General features: G+C 39.1%; 16 protein-coding genes. 8 read left to right on the forward strand and 8 right to left on the reverse strand.

Annotated elements, in window-relative coordinates; genetic code table 11:
* Positions 1-182 precede the first annotated feature (182 nt).
* Positions 183-3,386 (forward strand): SH3 domain-containing protein, encoded by a 3,204-nt coding sequence (locus MUN88_RS09630; RefSeq protein WP_244723773.1) that lies wholly within the window; start codon positions 183-185, stop codon positions 3,384-3,386.
* Between the two features lie 379 nt (positions 3,387-3,765).
* On the opposite strand, the gene MUN88_RS09635 is transcribed toward MUN88_RS09630, so the two are convergent.
* Positions 3,766-4,032: an SLAP domain-containing protein gene (locus tag MUN88_RS09635; RefSeq protein WP_244723775.1), complete on the reverse strand. Its 267-nt coding sequence runs from the start codon at positions 4,030-4,032 to the stop codon at positions 3,766-3,768.
* Positions 4,033-4,574: 542 nt separating this feature from the next.
* Here MUN88_RS09635 and MUN88_RS09640 point away from each other — a divergent pair.
* Positions 4,575-6,830, forward strand: coding sequence for a polysaccharide pyruvyl transferase family protein (locus MUN88_RS09640; RefSeq protein WP_244723778.1), 2,256 nt, complete (start codon positions 4,575-4,577; stop codon positions 6,828-6,830).
* 85 nt (positions 6,831-6,915) lie between these two features.
* The gene (gene murJ / locus MUN88_RS09645; protein WP_244723781.1) at positions 6,916-8,367 is read left to right on the forward strand and encodes a murein biosynthesis integral membrane protein MurJ; all 1,452 of its coding nucleotides are present in this window, start codon (positions 6,916-6,918) and stop codon (positions 8,365-8,367) included.
* A gap of 365 nt (positions 8,368-8,732) precedes the next feature.
* On the opposite strand, the gene MUN88_RS09650 is transcribed toward murJ, so the two are convergent.
* Positions 8,733-9,761: an LCP family protein gene (locus MUN88_RS09650; RefSeq protein WP_244723784.1), complete on the reverse strand. Its 1,029-nt coding sequence runs from the start codon at positions 9,759-9,761 to the stop codon at positions 8,733-8,735.
* Between the two features lie 160 nt (positions 9,762-9,921).
* Between MUN88_RS09650 and MUN88_RS09655 the strand changes: the two genes are divergently transcribed.
* From MUN88_RS09655 to MUN88_RS09665, 3 genes are all read left to right on the forward strand, one after another.
* Entirely contained in the window at positions 9,922-10,143 is a 222-nt protein-coding gene (locus MUN88_RS09655; protein WP_244723786.1) for a DUF1659 domain-containing protein, read from the forward strand.
* 36 nt (positions 10,144-10,179) lie between these two features.
* A complete protein-coding gene (locus MUN88_RS09660; protein ID WP_244723789.1) occupies positions 10,180-10,392 on the forward strand; it encodes a DUF2922 domain-containing protein in 213 nt (70 codons plus the stop codon).
* Between the two features lie 65 nt (positions 10,393-10,457).
* On the forward strand, positions 10,458-10,595 hold the full coding sequence (locus tag MUN88_RS09665; RefSeq protein WP_244723792.1) for a YvrJ family protein: 138 nt from the start codon (positions 10,458-10,460) through the stop codon (positions 10,593-10,595).
* 68 nt (positions 10,596-10,663) lie between these two features.
* Here the strand turns inward: MUN88_RS09665 and MUN88_RS09670 are convergent, their stop codons facing one another.
* From MUN88_RS09670 to MUN88_RS09680, 3 genes are all read right to left on the reverse strand, one after another.
* Positions 10,664-10,819: a DUF1540 domain-containing protein gene (locus MUN88_RS09670; protein ID WP_244723794.1), complete on the reverse strand. Its 156-nt coding sequence runs from the start codon at positions 10,817-10,819 to the stop codon at positions 10,664-10,666.
* Between the two features lie 62 nt (positions 10,820-10,881).
* Entirely contained in the window at positions 10,882-12,135 is a 1,254-nt protein-coding gene (locus MUN88_RS09675) for a helix-turn-helix domain-containing protein (RefSeq protein ID WP_244723797.1), read from the reverse strand.
* An 89-nt stretch (positions 12,136-12,224) separates the two neighbouring features.
* Positions 12,225-12,389 carry a hypothetical protein gene (locus MUN88_RS09680; protein ID WP_244723799.1) on the reverse strand — a complete coding sequence of 55 codons (165 nt, stop codon included), beginning with the start codon at positions 12,387-12,389 and terminating at the stop codon, positions 12,225-12,227.
* Positions 12,390-12,503: 114 nt separating this feature from the next.
* Between MUN88_RS09680 and MUN88_RS09685 the strand changes: the two genes are divergently transcribed.
* Positions 12,504-13,076 (forward strand): nitroreductase family protein, encoded by a 573-nt coding sequence (locus tag MUN88_RS09685; protein ID WP_244723801.1) that lies wholly within the window; start codon positions 12,504-12,506, stop codon positions 13,074-13,076.
* Between the two features lie 141 nt (positions 13,077-13,217).
* On the opposite strand, the gene MUN88_RS09690 is transcribed toward MUN88_RS09685, so the two are convergent.
* Positions 13,218-13,502, reverse strand: a complete 285-nt coding sequence (locus MUN88_RS09690) for a putative quinol monooxygenase (protein WP_244723803.1) — start codon at positions 13,500-13,502, stop codon at positions 13,218-13,220.
* A 33-nt stretch (positions 13,503-13,535) separates the two neighbouring features.
* Entirely contained in the window at positions 13,536-14,555 is a 1,020-nt protein-coding gene (locus MUN88_RS09695; RefSeq protein WP_244723805.1) for a zinc-binding alcohol dehydrogenase family protein, read from the reverse strand.
* 152 nt (positions 14,556-14,707) lie between these two features.
* Between MUN88_RS09695 and MUN88_RS09700 the strand changes: the two genes are divergently transcribed.
* Positions 14,708-15,067 carry a winged helix-turn-helix transcriptional regulator gene (locus MUN88_RS09700; protein ID WP_244723807.1) on the forward strand — a complete coding sequence of 120 codons (360 nt, stop codon included), beginning with the start codon at positions 14,708-14,710 and terminating at the stop codon, positions 15,065-15,067.
* A 345-nt stretch (positions 15,068-15,412) separates the two neighbouring features.
* Here the strand turns inward: MUN88_RS09700 and MUN88_RS09705 are convergent, their stop codons facing one another.
* Complete coding sequence (locus MUN88_RS09705) at positions 15,413-15,754, reverse strand: winged helix-turn-helix transcriptional regulator (protein WP_244723808.1); 342 nt, start codon at positions 15,752-15,754, stop codon at positions 15,413-15,415.
* Between the last annotated feature and the right edge of the window lie 6 nt (positions 15,755-15,760).

Genomic DNA, 15,760 nt, shown 5'->3' on the forward strand with positions numbered 1-15,760 from the left:
TATAAATGTCCATTAAATTTTGTTAAAAAATTGTTTCAATCTAATTTCTTTATAGGTCCTTTGTACTGTATTACAAAATTCTTTCAATATTTGCAAAAAGCACTCGAAAAATTACGATATTTGTAATAAAATGTAATAGAATCATAGTTTTATTACAGAAGAGGGAGGATCGAATTACTTTTATGAAACAATTTATGTCGAAACTCCTTGTCGTATCCATGGTTTTCGTCATGTTACCAACGTATGGGCCAATTTCACTGTCTGCCAGTGGAGAGAGTCAATCAAACTTTTACGAGTGGAATATAACCCAGCCATTTGTCATACAAAAAGATGACAAAACGTTAGGAGAACTACATGATGGTGCAACCGTTTATTTAGAACAAGGAGAAGAGGGTACCTATCTTCTGAAATGGGGAGAGCAGAGTATAGAACTATCACAGCAGGAACTGGAAGCGTATCTGCCATTTGAAGACTCCATACAGGAAGAAGTTGCAGAGGAAGAGACCGAACAAGCAGAAATCCCTGCGGATACGGTACTTTACTTGGGTGAAAATCTCAAAGAAGAAGTTGGAATAATAGATCAATCCGCTATTTTTCATGTTGTTACAGAAACAGAAGATTATGTCGAAGTAGAAATTGGTCATGCATCATTCTACATATCAGCTAGTGCTGTTCAACCAGAGGAATCCTCCTCAGATCAAACAGACGACAACCAATCGAACTTGGAATCCGACCAATCATCAACCAATGATCAAACAGATGAGCAGTCTGATCAGGAATCAGACTCTTCAGACGATCAACCAAATATAAATGACCAAGAAAATGCTGATGCAACAGAGAATGAAGCAGAAAAGAACAAGGAAGAACCAGAAGAAGAACCAGAAGAGGAAGTCACGAAAGAATCAATTGATAAACAGCAAATTAAAAAATCAATCACCTCTGCAAGCATTACCACTACACGCGCATTTACTAGCTCCGATCAATACTTTGAAGTAACGGAGCCAAATTTAACCGTTTATGATAATAGTACAGGTAAATTGGTTCCGATTGGAAAGTTAATGGAAGGCGATGTGTTTAAATTAATTAGAACTGTTGGAAATTGGCATGAGGTACAGTTCGGAGAAAAAATGGGCTATGTGTATAAGCCTGCTACTAAACCTGCTGATAAGAGCGCAGAGAAGAATTGGACAAGCAGCAAAGATCATAGCAAAGAAGCAAGAGCACTTGAGAATTTAACGGTTTATGATAACAGCAGTGGTTCTCTGGTAGCCTTCGCACAGATTTATAAGAATGAATCATTTCGCTACATTGATCAGCAAGGAAACTGGGCTAGAATAGAAATTGGAGGGCGTATGGGTTATATCTACGTACCTGCCATGGCGAAAGGCTTTACAGATGATACGGAGTATTTTGAAGTACTGGTAGATTATCAATCTGTTTATGATAACAGTTCCGGTAGTCTGGTCAAAACAGGTGTGCTAAGACAAGGTGAAGTATACAAATTGGAACGGGTACTAGGAAACTGGCTCGTGATTCTTGTTGCAGGGGAAAGAAGATATGTATTGAAAGAAACGACGAAACCTGCAGAGCGATCAGCAGAGAAGAATTGGTACAGTCCTTCTGGTTACAAGTCAGATAAGCGAATCGCATTTGATCGATTGACAATCTATGATAATACTTCAGGCTCACTTGTTCCATTTGGTTATATCGAGCAAGGCAAAGAATTTAACTATGTTAGTCATACCGGTAATTGGATAGTTATTGATTATGGCGGTCGTAAAGGTTATGTATATGCACCTGCCACATATCGGGCTTTTAATGACTCAGATAAATATTTCGAAGTATTGAAGGATAACTTGACGGTCTATGATAATAGCTCTGGCAGTCTTAAAGCGGTTGGAAAACTCCCTGAAGGTGCTGTACTGGAACGCACAGGTGACTATGGAAACTGGCATCGAATCCAATACGGTGATAAATATGCTTTTGTATGGAAATTCGATACTAAACCAAGTTCAAAGCCACCTAAATTAGCAGGTAATCCGTCCTATAATAAAGACAAACTAATTCTGTCGCAATCCACACCAGTCTACGATAACTCAACAGGCGAGCTTATTCCTTTTGCCTATCTTCCAAAAGATGAGTTATATCCATATATTAGAATGGTGGGGAACTGGTATGAGATAGAGTATGGTGGACGTATTGGTTATATCTATTATACTGCCGTGGAGAATAAGCGTCAGTTTGCAGAAACCAATTATTCAATAGATTACCAGGATATGCTTGATATCCAAATGACGAAAACACCTAAAGTGGATGGTGCTGGTCGTTTTATTGCAAGTAGAGAGCTTGTCTCCTACTACGCTAATTCCAATAACTTCGATCGTCAATCCCAAGAGTATTTGCAATTCCTGATTTTATCTGAACCTGCTAATCTCGATGCAGATGAAATCAATGCAAAAGTACTTAAAGGAAAAGGATCGTTAGAAGGAACAGCAGAAGCATTTATCGAAGCAGGGGAAAAATATAATGTTAATGAAGTGTATTTAATTGCCCATGCTTTACATGAAACAGCAAATGGAACATCAACTCTTGCGTCTGGTGTTACTGTTAATGGTAAAAAGACGTACAACATGTATGGGATCGAAGCATATGATGGCTGTGCAGTTAGTTGTGGCTCACAGCATGCCTATGATGAAGGCTGGTTCACACCGGAAGCAGCGGTTATCGGTGGAGCAGAATTCATTGCTGATGACTGGATTAACGATGGACAGGATACATTGTATAAAATGCGCTGGAATCCGGAAAGTCCGGGATATCCGCAATATGCTACACATGTAAGCTGGGCATTATCACAAACATCCCGGATTCAGCAAATTTACGATATGCTGGAAACCTATATTTTAAAATTTGATGTACCAATTTATAAAAACCAGCCGGGAAGTACGAGTAAGCCTTCCGGAGCAGACCAATACTATGTCAATACAGCTTCAAAAGGTTCGCTGGCGGAAACAACAGCTAACTTGAATTTACGCTCAGGTCCATCGACCAGCTTTTCGAAAGTACGAATGTTATCCAATGGTGAGCAAGTAGAAATCATGGGATCAAACGGTGGCTGGTATAAGGTTGTTGCAGGTAGTGATATCGGCTGGGTGAGCGGCGATTATTTGAAATTCAAACAACAGTTGAGAGTAGTCGACGGCATAACAGCATTGAACGTCAGAAGTTCCTCTTCTACGAAAGGGAGCGTCCTTGGCCAGTTGAAAGCAGGTCAATTTGTAACAGGTGTAGTTGATCAGTCCGGCAAATTTGTCAAAGAAAATGGTTGGTACAAGATCATTTATAAAGAAGGATTTGGCTGGGTATCCGGCACCTATATCAGGGAATAATGACAGAAAAGAGCTTTCTTCTAGGTGAAGGGAGCTCTTTTTTTGATTCGGTAGTAAAAAATGGATTTGACAAATGAAGATAATCGTACAAAATATAGCTGTTATCTTAAAATTACATATCAATAGAATAGGAGCAACTGATATGGTCAAAGAGTGGAATTTAATTCGTGTGTTTGCTTGTTTGAGTATTGTATTGCTTCATAGTATTACTCATACTAGATTAATAGCCGGCTATCCGGATATTGGCATTGTGTATGAGCTGATCCGCATTTTTCTTTGTTATGCAACACCTACTTTTATATTGCTCTCAGAAATTATTCTGGCAAATAAATATGGAAAAGCTCCGCTCAACCATAGCCAAGCCAAAATTCTTCATATATTATCCTGTTTTTTCAACCACTTTCACTGTCCACTGACTTAAATCTATGTCAGCTATATCTTTCTTCAATAAGTAAGTTGGGAAAATAAAATTCCGCGGGTTACTTGTATTGTTTTTTACTTCTAATTGATCTACTTTAAATAATCCTTCTGCTACCAGCTCTTCTTCACGATCGTATAACGCAAGTGGCAGGCTGGAGATGGTGAGATTCTTTTTGGAACCATTGCGGATCAGAATCGAAACTGCAAGCTGTTCAACAGTGGCCATTTCTGCAATGTTTCATTCCAGAAAAAAGAGTCCTCCAATTAACTGGACATTGTAATGGCGTAGGCCAAGGATCTATTTAGATGCTTCACATACAGTAGCAAATGCTTCTACTGTTAGATCCGCAACACTCTTCCCTTTTTCTAACCGTTCTTTGAATTCGATGGTTTTCTGTTATAGCGCTTCATCAGAAAGAATCGTGAAATGCTGTTCGATGTCGTTTATTTTATCTACAGTACTTTGGTATCGATTAAGAATGCTTTTTGTCTTTGCTGTTTTATTTTATCTAATAACTTCATTATCTAGCCACTCCTTCTAGACGATAAAAGATCAGATATTCCAATCTTTAGTATATCATGAATAATCAACAATAACAGTAATGCTTAAGGTAGAAAAGTGACGAATCTTCAAAGATAAATATTTTCAAATGCACAAAACATGTTAAAATAGTATAATGGTATGTATTGTCTGAGATAATAACAGGAAGACTTTATGAGTCGTTGACTACTAATAGATGGATTAAACTAACTATGTGTTAAAAAAGGATGGAAGAAAGTATGCTGATCGGCATTGTTGGAAATTATGGAAACAATAATAAAGGTGATGAAGCAATTCTTGAGGGGATTCTTCTTCAACTTGAAGAGATGTTTCAATTAGATCGTTCGAACATAATTGTATTCTCTAATCAACCGGAAAAGACAACTGCACAATATGGTGTTCAATCTCAACGCCTTTATTATAAAAAGAATAATGCTGTATTAACCATGTTTCGAACAATGCGAAGAAATGCAGCTGCTATTAGACAGTTAGATTTACTGATTGTCGGTGGTGGTGGTATTTTTATGGACTTATACGGGCGTGAAGCATTTTTATTTGGTATGTACGGATGGCTGGCAAAGCTTACAAGAACACCAGTTGTGTTGTACGGAGTAGGTGCTGGACCGATTCTGACCAAAACAGGGAAGCTGCTGTTACGCTCATTGGCGCATTTGTCGGATTTAGTGACGGTGAGAGATCCCAATTCCAAGAAATTGTTGCAAGCAATTGGGGTTAAATCACCGGTACATGTCATTGGAGATCCGGCATTTCAGATTGAAGCACCGAAAGAGCAGGAAGCCACGGATTCGACGTCACTGAAGATAGGAGTAACAGCTGTTCCGTATTATCATAAAAGTTACTGGCCACGTGAAGAAACAACGTACTACGAAAGATATGTAACAGGTATGGTAGCGAATCTGGATGCTTTAGCAGAAGTATATCCAGATTGCGAGATTCAATTTTTTTCAACCAAATATCCACAGGATGTACAAGTGACAGAAGATATCCAGCGCAGGATGAAGTATCGGGAATCTACCAGAATACAAGAGTATTTGGCGGATCCAAAAGAAATTGCCCAATTTGCTTCTGAACAGGATATTGTCATTGGGACAAGGCTGCATTCATTAATACTGGCACTAGTTTCTGGTACACCGGTGATTTCGGTTTCCTATCATCACAAAGTAGAGGATTTCATGGGAATGATCGGGATGGGACAATACTCGATTCCTATTGAAAAACTGGATCAGGATGCTGGCTTTTTTGTGCAATCGATTGAAGTGATGCGAATGAATTGGACGCTTACCAAAGAAAGGTTCGGCAAGATTTCGAGCAAAATGCGAAAAGAAGCCTTTACCGGTATGGAATTGGTGAAAGAACGTATTATTGAAAGAACCAAGCAGCCGAAAGTGTTAGTACTTAGTAATATGTATCCTTCTAAGCATTCTAGAACATTTGGAATCTTTGTGAAGAACCAAGTCGAGTTACTGAAGGAAAAAGGCGTCCAGGCGCATGTTATATCTATTAAAGATCCACGAAAAGGAAAAGCGAGACTGCTGAAGAAATACGGTCTGTTTTTTGCCCGGAATTTGTGGCACATGATCTGGAAAGGCTGGCGGTATGATACTGTCCATGTTCATTATATATTTCCAACAGGGATCGTCGGACTAGCGTATAAATACTTATTTAACAAAAAATTAGTCGTCACCTCGCATGGTGGAGATATCGATCAAATGATCAAAAAGAATAACCGCGTCCGCCAGCTTTCTGAGCATATCTTACAGAAAGCGGATGATATTATCGTCGTTGGCGAAGGGTTGAAGCAGGATATTCATGACAACTTCTCTGTTGATCAAGCCAAAATATCGGTGATCAACATGGGGGTCAATCGTTCTGTATTTAAACCTGCTGGAAAAGCATTTGCACGGCAACAATTAGGATTACCAGCGGATCAGGAAATTATTCTTTTTATCGGGAATCTGATCTATGCCAAAGGACTGGACGACCTTGCGGAAGCGACAGCCTCATTGAAGGAAAAGCACCCGCAGCTTGTCACGCATTTAATTGGTGAACCGAAAGATGCTAGTTATTTTGAACAATTCCAACAGCAATATCGATCAGAAGCGATCAAGGTTCATGGTTCCATCAGCCAGGAAGAACTAGCACTTTGGCTGTCTGCAGCAGACTGTTTTGTATTGCCGTCACATATTGAAGGATTCGGTCTTGTGGCGTTAGAGGCCATGTCCTGTCACGTGCCGGTAGTTGGAACTGATGTCGGTGGCTTAACGTACTTATTAGCAGATCAGACGGGACTCAAGGTGAAACCAAAGGATCCGGACGATTTAGCAGACAAAATCGATCAAGTATTAACCTATCCGGCATTGGCGAATACATTGGTAGAAAATGGCCGCCTCAAAGCAGAAGCATATGACCAAAATCGTCTGATCGAATCGATATTAGCTATATATAAACAAAATAAAAACTAGTTAATCGATAGTTTTCCGATCATCGGTTAACTAGTTTCCTTTTTTGCACGTTAGGAAAGGATAGAATGGAAAGAAGGTGTTTAAGGTGCGCTGGGTAAAAATATTAGGAGCGGTCGCAGTCATTAATGTGATTGCCCGGTTATTAGGATTTGCTAGAGAAGTAGTGATTGGCTATCAGTATGGTACAACGTATGTGGCAGATAGTATTATTACTGCTTTTACCGTTCCTAATTTTATTTATCTCGTGGTTGGTGGTGCCATAACGACTGCCTTTATTTCCGTATACAGCAAATTAGCAGAGTCAAAAAAACAGCTGTTCATTAATAATATATGGACGATATTGCTGATCATTTTAAGCGTTCTGACGGTGATCAGTATCGTATTCGCCGAGTATTTTATCCATTTATTATTTAGCGGCTTGTCGGGTCCATCGTTCCAATTAACGGTTCATTTGTATCAAGTTATGGCACCGTCTTCGTTGTTTCTCGTCATCGGAATGTGGCTGAGCGGATTGTGGAATATACAAGGCTATTACCGATTGACGGCTTTCGCAACGCTAGTGTTCAACGGTGTATTCCTGACCTTTGGTGCTGGACTTACAGGATTATTTTCCACTTATTCGTATGCAGTTGGTGCTGTTGCAGGGGCTTTTCTGATGGCATTTCTGTTATATACGAAATGGCTGAAGGAGCAACGCCCGATTTCTTTCCAAATCGGACTTGGTCCAAATCGTAATGAAATGTGGCGCTTTATGAAATTGGCATTACCGATTTTATTAGGCGGTGCCACGTTACAATTTTATTTTTTGATTCAGCGTATATATGCTTCTCAGTTAGAGGAAGGGATCATAGCATCACTGAATTATGCCAGTAAGATGACACAATTTCCTCAGGCAATCTTAATGACCAGTGTGACAACGGTTATGTATCCACTGCTGTCCAAAGCGGTGGGGGATAATCAGAATGAGAAAGTGTCACGTATTTATCAGAAAGGGATCCGCTGGTTATTTATTTTACTAGTACCGGCGACCGCCTTTTTAATGAGTTATGCTAAGCCTATCATATCGGTTATTTTTGAATATGGGCAGTTTGATGAGCAGGCTACAGCAAGAACGTACCCGTTATTACAATGGCTCGCACTGTCAATGCTGCCATTGGCCATGAATACGTATATCACACGCTTCTTTTATGCGAAGGAGCAATCTTATTTACCGGTATTCTATAGTATGCTATCCGTATTCGGTATTAATATTTTTATTATAAATATGTACATCGATCAGCTTGGTGTCTATGCGCTAGCAGTTGGTACTATCATTGCGACTGTGACCAATATGATTTTCCTGATGATCACAGCCACGGTAAAATATCGCTTCACCGTAGGTAATCCGTGGGAGTGGAGTATATATGTCCTGCTGGCCAGCGGTCTGATTGTCATTAGCAAATCGGTTGTCGCAAGCTTCGATGAGTTGCTCATGCTAGCCTGTGGAGGTTTGCTGACGGCAGTGTTCATTTTGGTTGGATTACGGCTTTTTAAATAAGAAAAACGGGTTTAATGGTAATTTTGAAATTGTTCATGTGTTGGTATACCGCTCCAGCCCTGTGGGCAGCACGAGCTGAAGACCCACTTTGTCTGTGCCTGTGTCTACAAGTATTGCTTCGAACCGGGCTTCCTCGGCACAAGGCAGCAAAGAAGCAGTGCAAGTAGTAGCCTAGCTGAACCGTGCCCCACAGGACGCGGAGCATATTTCCGGAGCTTTGCCAAGCAGATAAAACCTATCAAAATAACCACATAGACTTACAGTTCCCCTTTACATAATCTGTATTATAAGAACCCATGCTTTATACTTCCTGTACTAATAAAAATGGTTCTGATCAGCTTTTGATGCTGTTCAGAACCATTTTTTTATTCTGTGACTGTATCTGTTTCCGCTGTCGTCTCTTCAAAATCCAAGTGTTGTTTCAGTGTTTGCTGAACCGTTGATAAACTTTCTTCGTTCACCTGGTAGTAATACGTTCCATCGATACGGGAGTCAGACCCTTGTAATGTATATGTTTCGATATTTAACTGACCACTTGTACCATAAGAAACTAAGCTTTTCATTTCATTAAAGGTCATGTTCGTTTTCATATTGTTGCCCACTGCCTCGATGAGATCATCATATTTAAAAACAGATCCCAGTGACATAGATTTTTGCAATATCGCTTTCATAATTTGTTGCTGTCGTTTACCACGCTCAATATCATTGTCCAATTTTCGCGTTCTGGCAAGCGCCAATGCTTCTTCACCGTTTAACGTCTGTTCACCAGGTAACAGATGAATCGCATTTTTTCGGTCTTGCGAGTCTTGCTCGTAGAATTCATAAGGAACTTCCACTGTGATGCCGTTCAATGTATCGACCACGTCCATAAATGCATTAAAGTTAATCCGAACAAAATAATCAACAGGAATATCAAGAAATTGCTCGACGGTTTCAATAGTTGCACTAGGTCCGCCATATGCGTGAGCATGATTGATTTTAGTCTGTCTATCTTTTATCGGGACATATACGTAGGAATCTCTCGGAATACTGAGCATCTTGACACTGTGATCTTGTTTATTAAGTGTGGCTAATATGAGTGCATCTGATAATTGACTCGATTCATTATTGCTTTGTCGTTTTTCACTGTCATCGATCCCGATAAAAAGGATGGAAATACTATCTTTACCAGGGTCTACTTCCTCATCACGAAGTGCGGAACCGCCTTCACGTCCATCCGATTCAAGGGCGTTGTTCACTGTATTCTGTGCTTTATTAATTAACTGTGCTGCAAATACCCCAACGGAACCAAGGATAATAACGAGTGGAATAAAGACAAAAAGTAAGACCTTAAGCCGTTTCTTCTTTTTTTTGATTCTTTTTTCAATACGAAATTGCTCCTGTTTGTTAGTCATATAATTACTCCTATATACAAATTAGCATCAAAGTACATTCTACTATGAATGTTATGTACTGTCATTACTTATTATATATCAATTTAAATAAAAAGATAGAAATTACACGACACCTCCCGCGCTTCCCAATTGATTATAGAAGTGAAGGGAGGTGACCGACATGGCAACAGCAAATCGAATCGATTCCAGATTACAGTTAACATTCGAGAACGGAACAGATCCTGTCTCAGGTGATCCGATCTACAAGAAACGTTCATTCAACAACGTAAAAATTGATGCAACTGCCGACCAGCTGCTGGAAATTACGAAGGCAATTGTTCCATTGCAGCAATTAAGCTTGTACTCGGTGAAACGAAATGACACAGAATTAATCAGTGAATAATCTTACGCATCACACATTAGAAAGGAGGAATAAGCCATGAAGAAGATCGAACTCAAATTTGAAAATGAGGAAGGTAAAACGGCCACCATCTCACTGGATAATCCAGTAGAACCAGTCGATCCGGTAGTGGTTAACACTGCCATGGACGCGATCATGAGCCAGAACGCTTTCTTTTCATCTGGCGGTGATTTAGTTGCGAAGAAAAGCGCACGCATTGTCGAACGCAATGTAACCGATATTGAATTATAATCTAGCCAAAAAGGGGAGCTTACTTTTGAAGTGAGGCTCTCCTTTTTTAGAAAGGAGGAGCATAAATGGAAGACACCTGGACCACATTAATCACCGATCTCGGCTTCCCGGTGGCAGTCACCTTTTACCTGCTGCACCGCATCGAAACAAAGCTCAACACATTAATCGAGTCCATCGTCGCCTTGCCAGATAAAATGCGCTAGCCTACGATTGAAAAAGGTTAACCTCAGCTAACACCCATAGTTAGCTGAGGTCATTAAAGGAAGGATGATTAGACGGACGGCTCGAATGTTTGGCAATCTGTTTCTTCTTCTGTGGCAGCACTGCGCCCTGTATGGCTGACTACATAAATGATATCTGCATGACATCGGTTACCTTCAGCCCAGAACTTACAGTTGTTAACCTCACATTTTACATCTTTAGCCATCTAGTACACCTCCTACAAGCACTAGTATCACTCACTCCAAGACAAAAGATGTATGGTAATTATTACTTGACCGGATACTTCTGCAGCAAGTGTGAAATAAATCGGTTACCGGGAAAAACGTAATAATGCTTACACGCCTGTTTATAGGATCTCAGCCGGTAATAGACATCACCCAAGATAGCATGGCAATATTTAGCTTCGACGACATCACCATTTGATTGGTAAAAAGGGATGATCTCCTCACTTACTCTTTTGCGGAAGGATTCTGATCCATATGTGCGCTGCACAATTTCTTTTAAAATATAGAAGCGGTACTGATATTTCTCCGATATCGCCATCTTCAAGCCACCATTGATCATCGTAATTGTCATCTCCACATCGCCCATTAATGCGTATATGTATGCATAAAGGTACAGATATCTTTCTCTGAAAAATGGGTTCGTTTCATGATGGAGTGCTTTGCGAATATACTTCAATGCCTGTTCATAATCGTCTTGTTGCATATAGGCAGAGCTTATTAAGTAATAGATGTAGTATTTGTGAGTGCTTGGGTAGTTGTCAAGGATAGTGTGTAATTGTTCGATGATGGTTGTCGTCGCTTCTTTGCGGATTTGGTTCTTGATGACGAGGAAGCGGGAATACAATATATTCGGCTGGTTCATTTTGTCTTGAAAAAGGATGAGCGCTTTTATAGCATGTTGATGAGAATCAGCAAAATTCTCGCGGAAGTAGTAGGCAAGTGCATAATATAAATGAATTTCTCCATCGTGATTAAATTGCTCCTTGTCCAATTTTGCTGCGACTTTCAAATAGGTCCAGGCGTCTGCCATTTGCGAGCGGAGTAAATAATAACAACCGAGTGATTTATAATAGTGGTAACTGTACGATGCGGGAATAACGTCGGCGTGTTTCTTTACGTCCTCTAGGAAAGCTCCGGCATAATCGAGGTTGAATTTCATCAGTGCATAACGGAAATGACAAAGCGAATATAAGCCTGTCTGATCATGAAGGGAGCGGATGGATAAGTCTTTGAATTCATGGTGATAGCTATCCGCGATTTTGTGATTACCCATCGAAATGCTTTTTTGCCAGGCGTTTAATTTCTGGAGAAGTGGATGGTATTCTGCGTAAGTAATTTCTCTAATATTGAGAACTTGCTGGATATTGTTCATGATTTCTTCAGAGGGTGTTGATTTTCCAGATTCCAGCTTACTAATCGCAGAGGTACTGGCTCCTACTTCATTACCTAACTGCGTTTGTGACCAGCCTCGCAATTTTCGGTATTTCTTTACAATTTTTCCTCGATCATACTTCACATTCCTCATCTCCTATATTTTTACTTTTAAAGCTCATTTATATAATACTATAGTAGTGGATAAATGTAACTATAAAAATTAAAGTTTTTTTAATTTTTTTTCATCAGGTATTCTGTCAGAAATCCAATAATCAGCAGTATAACAACAATGACAAAGGTTTTGATGCCAATCATCGGTATGACGATAAGTAACCAAGGAACAAATACAAAAAATCCAATAATCATGACTAGGCAAAAGAATATAAATCCTTTCATCGTCTGTTTCTCCTTCAAAATAGTGATACTATAAAGTATGACAATTGCCCAGAATCGTGATTTTTGTGATTGTGAATCATTTGTCATATAATAAGTGGCGAAGGGGGAATAAAGATGAAGAACATAAATATGCAAGATTACCGCAAGGCGGACTATCCAATCGACGAAATGTTTGTTAATCGTTGGTCGCCTCGTTCCTTCGCGGAAAAAGAATTAGACGAAGATACATTAATGACCGTACTTGAAGCAGCTCGCTGGTCACCTTCCGGAAGCAACAAACAGCCATGGCGGTTTATCGTTGCCCGTTCAGAGGAGGATCGCAAGCAATTTCATTCCTTCATAATGGATGGGAATTTAGCATGGTGTACCAAAGCACCTGCATATGTTTTAATTATATCGGATACCGAAGCAGGCGGTGCACATGCCTTTGATGCGGGTACAGCTTGGGGATTCCTATCATTACAAGCGATGAAACAAGGTCTGATCACGCACGCAATGGGTGGTTTCTATAAAGACCAGGCACGTGAAACCTTGAACATCCCGGAAAGATTCCAGCTGCACGCTGTTATCGCGATCGGTTACCAGGATGAGAAAGAAAAGCTAGAAGAAGTATTCCAAGAACGCGAAGTTCCTTCACCTCGTCGTCCGTTAACGGAGACAGTGATGGAAGGGAAGTTTAAAGCCTGAATGATTTCAGGCTTTTTTTATGGAGACATCCTATAATTGAAATATTTAATTCAAATATATAAAAGAAGATTACAAAACCACTTCTAAAATAAATTAGAAGTGGTTTTTAAGTCGGGTATATTCAAGTATATATTATTTTTTCTAGATAGAATAACACTTATCAATGTCTAAAGGCTGTAATAACACTTTTTTTGTATACGCAATAAATTCCTTTAGGTGAAGAGATTTATTATGTGCTTCAATCGCTTCTTCTCCCTCCCATTTTTCAATCATAACGAATTCGTTTGTTTGACTAACACCTTTAAAGAGGGAGTAGCTAATATTCCCTTTTTCTGCCTGAGAAGCTTTAATGAGAGCGTTGACTTTCTCTTTGAAATCTTCAAGATACAACGGATCTACTTGCATTCGAGCAATGATTATTATCATAATTTGCACACACTCCTCTCGGAAATAGCTCCATTAGCCATTTTTAACTACTACTTTTCCAATCATTCTCCCAGTTTCTACTAAGTTGTGTGCCTTACGCAAATTTACCGCATTTAGAGGAGAGAAGCATTCTGTTAAAGTCGTACGAACCTTATCTTCATCGATCAGCTGGCTAAGCTTTGTTAGAAGGTCATGTTGTTTTACCAAATCCTTTGTTTGGTACATAGAGCGAGTAAACATAAACTCCCATACAAATGTAACACTTTTACTTTTTAATACATTGAGATCTAAAGGTTCATTATTTTCTACAATGGAACAAATCCTTCCTTGTGGCACTATAGCCTCACCCATGTTATCCCAATGTTGATCTGTATTATTTAGACAGAAAATATAATCCACATGATCTAAGCCAATTTCTTGTATTTGGGGGAGAAAGGACTGGTGATGATTGATGACTTCGTCTGCTCCGAGTTCCTGTACCCATTGCTTGCTTTCTTTTCTGGATGCAGTGGCAATCACCTTCAAGCCTGCCAATTTTGCTAACTGAACAGCAACAGACCCAACTCCTCCTGCTCCACCTATAATGAGAATGGATTTTTGTTCATTTTCATTTTTCTTATTTAAGTCAATGCCTAATCGATCAAATAAGCCTTCCCAAGCTGTAATGGCGGTGAGTGGTAAAGCAGCTGATTCCGCAAAAGTTAACGACTTTGGTTTCGATCCGACAATTCTTTCATCAACTAAATGGTATTCACTATAAGTTCCTGGCCTTGTAATACTACCTGAATAATATACAGTATCACCTGGTTTAAATAACGTACAATCAGGTCCGACTTCTTCCACTATTCCAGAAGCATCCCACCCAAGTATTTTTGGTGTGTCTTCCTGTTTATCCTTCGGTGCCCGTACCTTAACGTCAACAGGGTTTATCGAGATAGCTTCAATCTTTACAAGTAGATCCTTTTGATGGGGTACTGGTCTTTCAACGTTTACCTCCACAAGGCTTTCTTCATGTTCAATAGGTAAATATTTGTAGAGTCCTACAGCTTTCATTCCTAACATCCTCCTTTAAAAATTCTTACAGCATTATTATATAAAGTAAAAATAAAGTTTGTAAGTAGGCACATTCTTGTAATCTAGATACATTTATGTTATTTATATGGAGTAGGATGGTAATAAAATACATTCGTGAGGTGTGTTAATTTATGAGAAATAGAAAAAGTGGATACGGTTGTCCTGAAGGTTGTCCAGTAGAAGGGACGCTTGATATTATAGGGGGAAAATGGAAAGGAGTAATTTTATTTCATCTTATTGATGGTAAAAAGAGATTTAACCAGCTTAGAAAGCTAATGCCAGGAGTTACGCAAAGAATGTTGACTCTTCAATTAAGGGAATTAGAAGAAGATGGCATTGTCCAACGAAAAGTGTATCCCGAGGTTCCGCCGAAAGTAGAGTATTCTATGACTGAATTCGGACGCACGTTAGAGCCCATTATCTTGTTAATGCGAGATTGGGGAGAGAATTATAAGAGAGTATTAAAAGAGGAAACATCAGAAATTAACTAACCCCACTGTTTAAAACTTCTTAGTTTCTATACCCGCACTGATTAAAGTTTTTATACAATATTTCTTCTGAAAATGGATGGATCGTAGACATTGCAGGTGTACAATAAATGGTAAACTGCTGTCAGGATTTTAAATGGAGAACGAGCATGCTACCGTGTGGAAGTTAAAAAATACACACTTTCGTAAAATAGTCATGCTCGTAACGGCTCCGCGCAAATTAGATAGAACTATTCCATCGCAGGTGAGAGTATGTGCAATAAAATCATTTTGATTAAATGTAGAAGTGTGCTGTTATGACATGTTCGATCGATATATTTTAACAATCGAGTTCTGTATAATCTTTATCTATTTTTCCTCCCATTGCCTCCCCCACGAGTACATTTCATACAAAACTTTGTGTAAGGATTTTCCTTTTTTAGTCAATTCATATTCCACGTGCGATGGTACAACTGGATAAACTGTTTTATTAATAATGTTCTTCTTTTCTAGTTTTTTTAAAGAACAAGTGAGTGTTTTTGCGCTTATCCCATTAAGACTTTCTAATAATTCTCCAAATCTTTTACATTCTCTATTCAAACTTAATATAATTTTATAATTCCATTTTCCACCTACTGCGTCTAATGCATTACTAATAGGACATTTCGTTTCCTCCCATACTAAATCATAACTTTCTTCTTCTGCACACATTTAATT

It is taken from the genome of Gracilibacillus caseinilyticus, from assembly GCF_022919115.1.
Lineage (GTDB): Bacteria > Bacillota > Bacilli > Bacillales > Amphibacillaceae > Gracilibacillus > Gracilibacillus caseinilyticus.

Excerpts from the sequence above, each read along its gene's own strand:
- MUN88_RS09700 (WP_244723807.1), top strand. The coding sequence starts at position 14,708 with ATGAGAAATAGAAAAAGTGGATACGGTTGTCCTGAAGGTTGTCCAGTA.
- MUN88_RS09690 (WP_244723803.1), bottom strand. The coding sequence starts at position 13,502 with ATGATAATAATCATTGCTCGAATGCAAGTAGATCCGTTGTATCTTGAA.
- MUN88_RS09670 (WP_244723794.1), bottom strand. The coding sequence starts at position 10,819 with ATGGCTAAAGATGTAAAATGTGAGGTTAACAACTGTAAGTTCTGGGCT.
- MUN88_RS09640 (WP_244723778.1), top strand. The coding sequence starts at position 4,575 with ATGGAAGAAAGTATGCTGATCGGCATTGTTGGAAATTATGGAAACAAT.
- MUN88_RS09635 (WP_244723775.1), bottom strand. The coding sequence starts at position 4,032 with ATGGCCACTGTTGAACAGCTTGCAGTTTCGATTCTGATCCGCAATGGT.
- MUN88_RS09665 (WP_244723792.1), top strand. The coding sequence starts at position 10,458 with ATGGAAGACACCTGGACCACATTAATCACCGATCTCGGCTTCCCGGTG.
- MUN88_RS09685 (WP_244723801.1), top strand. The coding sequence starts at position 12,504 with ATGAAGAACATAAATATGCAAGATTACCGCAAGGCGGACTATCCAATC.
- MUN88_RS09695 (WP_244723805.1), bottom strand. The coding sequence starts at position 14,555 with ATGAAAGCTGTAGGACTCTACAAATATTTACCTATTGAACATGAAGAA.
- MUN88_RS09705 (WP_244723808.1), bottom strand. The coding sequence starts at position 15,754 with ATGTGTGCAGAAGAAGAAAGTTATGATTTAGTATGGGAGGAAACGAAA.
- MUN88_RS09655 (WP_244723786.1), top strand. The coding sequence starts at position 9,922 with ATGGCAACAGCAAATCGAATCGATTCCAGATTACAGTTAACATTCGAG.
- MUN88_RS09680 (WP_244723799.1), bottom strand. The coding sequence starts at position 12,389 with ATGAAAGGATTTATATTCTTTTGCCTAGTCATGATTATTGGATTTTTT.
- MUN88_RS09650 (WP_244723784.1), bottom strand. The coding sequence starts at position 9,761 with ATGACTAACAAACAGGAGCAATTTCGTATTGAAAAAAGAATCAAAAAA.
- MUN88_RS09660 (WP_244723789.1), top strand. The coding sequence starts at position 10,180 with ATGAAGAAGATCGAACTCAAATTTGAAAATGAGGAAGGTAAAACGGCC.
- MUN88_RS09630 (WP_244723773.1), top strand. The coding sequence starts at position 183 with ATGAAACAATTTATGTCGAAACTCCTTGTCGTATCCATGGTTTTCGTC.